General features: G+C 66.3%; 7 protein-coding genes. 2 read left to right on the forward strand and 5 right to left on the reverse strand.

All coding sequences use genetic code 11. The annotated features are described in order from the left end of the window. Positions 1-310: 310 nt before the first annotated feature. Positions 311-883 carry a recombinase family protein gene (locus AB0H36_RS47535; RefSeq protein WP_360538851.1) on the forward strand — a complete coding sequence of 191 codons (573 nt, stop codon included), beginning with the start codon at positions 311-313 and terminating at the stop codon, positions 881-883. Between the two features lie 326 nt (positions 884-1,209). On the opposite strand, the gene AB0H36_RS47540 is transcribed toward AB0H36_RS47535, so the two are convergent. From AB0H36_RS47540 to AB0H36_RS47550, 3 genes are read right to left on the reverse strand one after another with little or no spacing between them, the layout of a single operon-like run. Then, entirely contained in the window at positions 1,210-2,448 is a 1,239-nt protein-coding gene (locus tag AB0H36_RS47540) for a low temperature requirement protein A (RefSeq protein ID WP_360538854.1), read from the reverse strand. Continuing rightward, the gene (locus AB0H36_RS47545) at positions 2,448-3,449 is read right to left on the reverse strand and encodes an alpha/beta hydrolase (protein ID WP_360538857.1); all 1,002 of its coding nucleotides are present in this window, start codon (positions 3,447-3,449) and stop codon (positions 2,448-2,450) included. Before AB0H36_RS47545 ends, AB0H36_RS47540 begins: the two co-directional genes overlap by 1 nt. Before the next feature lie 5 nt (positions 3,450-3,454). Next, a complete protein-coding gene (locus tag AB0H36_RS47550; protein WP_360538860.1) occupies positions 3,455-3,643 on the reverse strand; it encodes a hypothetical protein in 189 nt (62 codons plus the stop codon). A gap of 333 nt (positions 3,644-3,976) precedes the next feature. Between AB0H36_RS47550 and AB0H36_RS47555 the strand changes: the two genes are divergently transcribed. Continuing rightward, entirely contained in the window at positions 3,977-4,993 is a 1,017-nt protein-coding gene (locus tag AB0H36_RS47555; RefSeq protein WP_360538863.1) for an AraC family transcriptional regulator, read from the forward strand. 568 nt (positions 4,994-5,561) lie between these two features. On the opposite strand, the gene AB0H36_RS47560 is transcribed toward AB0H36_RS47555, so the two are convergent. Continuing rightward, positions 5,562-5,885 carry an Lsr2 family protein gene (locus AB0H36_RS47560; RefSeq protein WP_360538866.1) on the reverse strand — a complete coding sequence of 108 codons (324 nt, stop codon included), beginning with the start codon at positions 5,883-5,885 and terminating at the stop codon, positions 5,562-5,564. Between the two features lie 83 nt (positions 5,886-5,968). Further along, positions 5,969-7,105: a hypothetical protein gene (locus AB0H36_RS47565; RefSeq protein ID WP_360538869.1), complete on the reverse strand. Its 1,137-nt coding sequence runs from the start codon at positions 7,103-7,105 to the stop codon at positions 5,969-5,971. Positions 7,106-7,506: the final 401 nt, after the last annotated feature.

Raw genomic sequence — 7,506 nt, forward strand, 5'->3', positions numbered from 1 at the left:
GCAGACGAGTTCAGTACACCGGCCTAACTCGAAGTCCCCTGCACAACCCTCCACCGACAGCGCGGATCCCGTGCAGACAACTTCGGACATTCACAGCGATTGTCGATGTCCGAAGCCGTCTGCACAGATGTCCGTAGTCGCCTGCACAACGTCGGGTGCCGTCCGGCGGGCTCTCGCGGCTGGCCGTCCGGTAACGATTCGTTTGCGAGACATCTCGGAATGCTCGTGTTGTCCAGGCGCGGCCTCGTGTAACGAATGCCGTGTACGCGGCAACGTCACGTGGTCGGGGGTTCGCGATACAGTCCAGCCCATGCGAATCGGCTACGGACGGGTCTCCACCCGCGATCAACACCCCGAGGCACAACACGATGCGCTCCGCGCGGCCGGCTGCGACGATGTGTTCATCGACAAGGCATCCGGGAAGCTCGCCCGCCGCCCGGAACTAGACCGGGCCTTGTTGTCGGCCAACCGTACGGGTGACCAGCTGGTGATCACCAAGCTGGACCGGCTCGGCCGATCGTTGGAGCACCTGATCGAGCTTTCAAAAGACCTGCAGGCGCGCGGAGTGGATCTGGTGGTGCTCGACCAGGGCATCGACACCTCCACCGCGGTCGGTCGCATGTTCTTCCAGATCCTGGGCTCCATCGCCGAGTTCGAGCACGCGTTGATGTCGGAGCGCACGATCGACGGACTCGCGGCAGCGCGCGCTCGCGGCCGCACCGGCGGCCAGAAACCCAAACTCGGCCCCCGCCAGGTCACCCTCGCCCGCCAGATGTACGAAGAAACCGGCGCCGACGGGAAGCGGCGGTACACCGTGGCTCAAATCGCGTCAGAATTCGGCGTCACCCGCCCTACCATCTACCGCCACTTGTCTCGGGCCTAATCACCCTACGGTGCGCCAGCTCCCGATCTATCCTTGCTAACAGCAACTACACCTCGTGGTGAGTTCGGGGCGGCACGCGGAGCGGGTCGGACTCCTGCCTTCGCCGGTGACTTGCCGATCCCGCCGGCGGACTCGGACACCACTCTGGTCGATACCTCGGTGATGCACCCCCATTAGGGTCGAGGCACCGCACGTCCCGATTCAGTCGCAGCCTGACGCGACATCCGGATCATCCGGAAGGCGATCGCCACGGTCGACTGACCTCGGTCAGCGCCACCCGCAACCGCACCCCCTTTGTTCTCCGGAAGCAGGAGACACGTGAGTCCTCAGTCGTCAGGGGCGAGAGCAGCGGCGAGGTCGAGGTGTCCGACGGACTCGAACCCAGCGATCGGGATGATGGCCGCTACCGCGATCACCGCCAGGCCCACGGCGATGGAGACTCCCGCTGCGACCAGAACGACCGCAAGGACGGTCACCGCCGAGGTGCCGATGATCAGGCCGAGGTGACGACGGTTGCCGATCCTGACCAGGGTGTTCCACTGGGCATAGAGCATCCAGACGAAGATCACGAGGGGGATCGCCACCGTCAGGACCGTGGGCACGGCCCCGACCTGGGAGTCGTGCTGGAGGTGGAGTGCGGCTACGTGCAAGCCGGCACCGACGGCCACGATCGCGCCCACGATGACATGGTGTCCGTAGGACCAGAAGAACACACGCTCCCGGTGGACTCGCAGGACGAGTGCTGAGGGGACGGTGAAGTACATCCACCACATCGCGAGCGCGAGCCCGATCCCCGCGGTCGCGGTTACGGCCGCATCGATGCTCCAACCGGTGGGACCGTGCACTGTTGCCGACACCGCGGCGACGGTGCCGAAGACGACCTCGCCGAGGGCGACGATGACAAGTAGCCCGTAGCGCTCCGCAACGTGGTCGGCGTTCCAGGGAGTCCCGCCCTTCCCACGCTGCGCGATCACCGGCCCGACCGTCTCGATCGCAAGCAGCGCCACCCCGATAGCTGTCGCAGCGGGCAGGGGAAGGGCAATCGCCGCGAGGAACGTCCATCCGGCCTGGGCGAGGGCGATGGTCCAGAAGTACGTCATCAGTGCGGGCCGACGTACCGGATCGTTGCGGGCCGCCCGCAACCACTGGACTGCCATCGGCACGCGCATCACGACGTAACCGCTGACCACGATGCCGTAGCCGCCGTTCTCGGCCCCGGCGAGCGAGGCGAACATCTCGGGCAGTCCGAGCGCGACGATGATGACGCCGACCATCTGCACCATGGTGGTGAGCCGGCAGATCCAGTCGTCCTCGTCGTACGCCGACGCGAACCAGGTGTAGCTGCCCCAGGCCCACGAGATCAGGACGACCCCGAGGCTGAACCCGACGACCCCGACGACTGGCCGGCCTGCCGCGACGTGGTGCGCCAGCTCGTCAGCCGCTTGTCCGAATGCGACGATGAATACCAGGTCGTACAGCAGCTCCAGTGGGGTGGCCGTTCGGTGCTGCTCGGTCGGCGAGCGACCCACCAGACTGCGGCGGCGGTGGGCGAGTGCTGTGGCCATCAGCTCGTGAGCGTCGCGTCGCGGAGCACCCGCGAGAGCCAGTCGCTTCGGGCGGCGCGTGCTGCTTTCGATACCTGGACCTGTGGGAAGAGGGCATCGAAACCATGGAAGCCGCCGGCCCACACGTGGAGCTCGGCCTGCCCGCCCGCCGCCCAGATACGGGACGCGTAGGCGACATTCTCATCGCGGAAGACCTCGGCACTACCAGCGTCGACATAGGTGGTCGGCAGCCCGGCGAGATCCTCGGCGAGCGCAGGTGAGACGTAGCCGGGTACCTCGCCGTCGCCAAGGTAGGCAAGGTCGCCGAGGACCGATCGCCAGCCGAACTCGTTCGCCTCGCGGGACCAGACAGCAGGACCAGTGAACTGGCGGCTGGACTCCGTCGTGTTGCGATGGTCGAGCATGGGGCAGATCAGGACCTGAGCCGCGATCGCCGGGCCTTGTCGATCGCGCGCGAGAAGGGTGGTACCGGCCGCGAGTCCGCCACCGGCGCTCGTACCGGCCACGATGACCCGAGCGGGATCGATGTCGAGCTCGTCCGCGTGCGAGGCCACCCAGCTGAGGCCGGCATAGCAATCCTCCACGAGCGTCGCTCCCGATGCCTCGGGCGCGAGGCGGTAGTCGACCGACACCACGGTGGCGCCGAAGCTCCCGAGCCAGTCGAGTGGGATGTCGATCTGGGAGAAGCGGTCACCCATGACCATCCCACCGCCGTGCACCCAGTAGATACAAGGCACCGCCGTACGGGGCTCGCCGCTTCTGGCCGGGGTGAGGATGGTGAGCGGGAGGGGTGCGCCGTCGAAGCTGGGGACGGTGACATCGCGCCGGTCCAGGTCGTGCCCAGCAAGCGCCACCTCCGCGTCGACGGTCGCGAACGGGCGGATCGTGGGAAGGGTCTCCGCGTTGAGAGGAGGGACCTCGGGCATGTCGGCGACCAGGGCGCTGAGCTCCCGATCGAGACTCGGGCGGACGGTCGTCATGGCGGCTGTGAGGTTGTCCATCGCGATCAGAGGCTGGTGGCGGACGGGGACGTGGCCGGGGCGAGGGTTGCCTTGCCGCCCAAAGGGACGAAGTCGGCGTATTGCGCATCGGCGACGAGCTCCGCGGAGCGTGCGATGTAGCCCTGCGACTCGGGGTCGTTGAAGACGGCGTGGTGCACCTCTTCGCTCACCCAGCCCTCGACGAGGTGGACCACGTCGGGCTGGGTGGCACCGGCTGACCAGGAACACCAGGCAGCCCTCGTGCGCTGAAGGCCCGACGGTGGGGCCGGAGAGCAGGAGCTCGACGAGTTCGTCCGCCTTCCCCTCCTTGGCGGTCATGGTGGCCTGGAATCCGTACTCGATGTTCATCGCTGTTGCCTTTCGGGTGGTGTGCCCCGCACCGATCGGTGCGGGGCTCTTTCGACCCGTTCAGCGAACCAGTCCAGGCTCGCGCGGCGTGAGACCAGACCTCGCAGATGATTGCCTGATCCTGCTCGACGAAGCAGAACCCGGCGACGACTACCACGTGGGCGCCGTACATTCGTTCCGTGACCAGCCCACAACCGAGGAACCAGCGGTACGACGACCGCACCCCGCCGCTCGAGGAGCTGCGCCGACACATCGAGAAGCACGCCCGTCCCGACCAGACGACCGCGATCGAGGGAATGCTGCTCGCCCGCACCGATGCGGTGGAGGCGCCGTCGACCAACGGGTCCGGCACGGTCTTCGCGCTGATCACCCAGGGGCGCAAAAGGATCTCGGTGGGCGATCGCGTGCTCGAGTACGGTCCCGGGCAGTACCTCGTCGCCTCCGTCGACGTCCCGATCACCGGTCACTACTGCGAGGCTGCTCCGGACCGGCCCGCGCTGGGATTCGGGCTGGTGCTGCGACCCGCCGCCGTCGCGTCACTGCTGCTCGAGGCGCCGCCGGGCGTTGTGCCCGTGCGGACCAGCGCTGCCCCTCCTGCGGTCGGTGTCGCCGACGCCGAGCCCGAGCTGGTCGACGCCGTCTTGCGGATGGTGCGCCTCATCGATCGGCCGCAGGACCAGGCGGTGCTCGCGCCGATGGCCGAGCGGGAGATCCTCTGGCGTCTCCTCACCGGTCCGCTCGGGGCGAACCTCGCGCAGATCGGGATCGCCGACAGCTGCACCACCCAGATCAGCCGCGCGGTGCGGTGGATCACCGAGAACTACGCCGAACCGTTCCGCGTCGACGAGCTCGCCGGCAGCTGCGGGCTCAGCGCGTCGGCCTTCCACCGCAAGTTCCAAGGCGTCACCGCGCTCAGCCCGATCCAGTTCCAGAAGCAGATCAGGCTCCACCAGGCGCGGCTGCTCCTCGTCTCGGGAGCCGACGACGTCGCGACCATCGCGCACCGCGTCGGCTACGACAGCGCCACCCAGTTCAACCGCGAGTACCGCCGCCGCTACGGCGAAGCCCCCGGCCGCGACACCAACCGGTTGAGGAGCGGGACGCCGGCCGACGAGGACACCGCCCTGCACGCCACCCTTGCCCGCAGCATCGCCGCGGCCCGTGACGCCGGCCGAACGTTAGCTGTCCCGGAGTAACTACCGCTCGTCCTCAGGCAACAGGCCGCCATCGAATAAGTGCTGATTGGCGACGGCCGTCGTTCAGTCAAGTCCCGGGCTGTCGTCACGATCCGTTGACGGGGCATCCCGGGGCCGGCAGTCATAGTCGTCGTGGGGTCGTTCAGCCGCAGAATGGATCGGTCGGCTGGCCAACGGCAGCCAGACCACCACGAGCTGGTCGGTGCGGTCGTGGCCTTCCACCGGGTCCAGCTCTGGTCGTCGGCCAGTCCGCAGCCTCCACCGTCGTGAACACAAGTACAGGACGGAACGCACGCAGTGCAGACGAGTTCGCGACACACCGATGATCCGAAGTCGCCTGCAACACACACTCGAGCTACCCGGGTCACCAGTGCAGGCGACTTCGGAAATTCACAATTCCGTGGTGCCGGGCGGGGTGTTGAGAAACGATCGTTTTCGCGGTGGCTGGCGCGAGGCCGCCGCCGATAGCCGGTCTGATATCAGCTGGTGGCGACGACGGGTGAGTTGGCCGTCGGGGCAACCACCCCCGGCGGACCCTTTGCAGGTCTCCGGCCCGCCGATGACTGCGCTAGTTTGCGGCGGCGAAGGCCTCCCGGATCTGGGCCGGGACTCGTCCTCGGTCGTTGACTTCGTACCCGTTCGCACGAGCCCACTCCTTGACGGTGCGAGCATCTGCACCAGTGGCGCGGACGGCCGCGGCCCGTCTCCCGGGCCTGTTCTTAATCGGCCGAGCGGCCTCGACAAAAGGCGCAAGGGCCTTGCGGAACGCTGCCGCATTCTTGGCGCTGAGGTCGATCTCGTATGACTTGCCGTCGAGCGCGAAGGGCAAGGTCTCACCCTTGCCAGCAGGGATCTCTCTGCCGTCGAGATCGTCCGTCAGCCGGATCACCACTCGTTGCACCACGGGCCGCCTCCTATCGACAAGTGTGCGTTGTGGACAGCATCGTTCTCCGGTCGCTCCAGTGCGTGCTCGACTCACGCCCTGGGAACACGTAGCGCGCGCGCGAGGTAATCCTCTACGGATGGTGCAGCATCGATCTGCTGGCCGCGATCCGTCTTCTTCTGCGGTGCGAACGCTCGTAGAACAGCCAAGCCACGACTGGGCTGCTCCAGTTCTGTCTTGAGCGCAGACGTCTGTTGGCGGGCCTCGACGGCGGACGTCGCCGACAAGGGATCCGCGGGTGCTGTCGGAGGCTTGGCCCCACTAGAGCGCAGAGTTACAAGCTTGGTAAGGAGGTCGAACCAGAAGGGTGCGCCCATCATCACGAGCACCGCCGTGAGAAGCCAACCGCCAACCGCAGTCACTTCTGCGAGTCCGAACCCATTCGTCCACTCATTCTGTGCTGCTTGTGTCCAGCCGAGCGGGAGGCCGAGCTGCTCCAGCTCGTCCGTTGCTTGAGCCACGTTTGTTATCTCGGTTTGCGTCGAGCCGTCCGCAGCGACCTGACCTGCCGCATCAACGACCGCCTGGCGCGTGACTGAGTCCCGCCACAGGTTGCTCGCAACATCGATGGTGGACACGTTGCCGGCGACGGCGATGATCAGACCGATGACGAACAGCACTGCGGTGGCCCAACGCTTGTAGGCACCTTGGGTTCGCTCCATGGCCTCGTCGAAGGTTCGCTCGAGGCTGGCCTTGATGCTGACCAGGTCGGCCCCGACCTCCGTGACGATCGGCTCCAGCAACTTCCGAAGCCCAGCCGGCCAGTGCTCGAGGTCAACTAGTCTGCCGTCTCGTTTGAGCAACTCCAGCGCGCCGTCGGCGAATGCCTTCGCCGACAGGTAGCTAGGATCCCGACGAACCCGGCCGAGTCGCCGGCCTGCTCCCGCCTTCGCGGCATCGTAGACCGCGGTGCCTTTGAATGACTCTACGGCTTCGCTGAGATGAGTCTCGTCGGCCGCGACTCCCGCGAGCAGAGCACCGATGGTGCTCTTTAGATTTTTGGCGCGTGTGCTGAAGACTTGCGCAATGGTTTCGGTGATCATCGAGGCCGCTGTAGCTATGACGAAGAACATGAGGGCGAGGCCGATCGCGGTCTCTAAGGCTTGTGATCCGAACATGGTTCCCCCTCCGGCCGCAGCTGTGATCAGCATGATCTCGTGATCGGACACCGGCGTCATCCGTGTAACAACTGCGACACCTGACGGAATCCGCCGGCGAGGGGAGCAAGCTGTGGCGAGTCTGAGGAGGCTCCGTTCGCATTGAAGCTCCCACACGATTGACCGCAGCTGAGTCAAGGGGGAGCCTTGCGTTTAGGGGCCTTGGGGGTAGGTGCTGCACAAATGTTTGAACTACAGCAGCAGCGTCAGATCTACTGTTGAGTGGTCAATCTGACCGCGCGCTGCAGCAGGTCGCGTTTGAGCCACTTCTGTGCCTCGAACAGGCGTTGTGTTGGGATATAACGGGCGTTCTATTCAGGCTCTTCGCAGTTGAGGGTGTAGTGCGGGTGGGCGCGTCGGTGGCCGGGTAGGGTCGAGGTCTTCCGATGATGGGAGTTCTCACACCGCCCATC

Origin of the sequence: Kribbella sp. NPDC050820, assembly GCF_040653975.1 — a bacterium.
In the GTDB taxonomy this organism is placed as follows: Bacteria; Actinomycetota; Actinomycetes; order Propionibacteriales; family Kribbellaceae; genus Kribbella.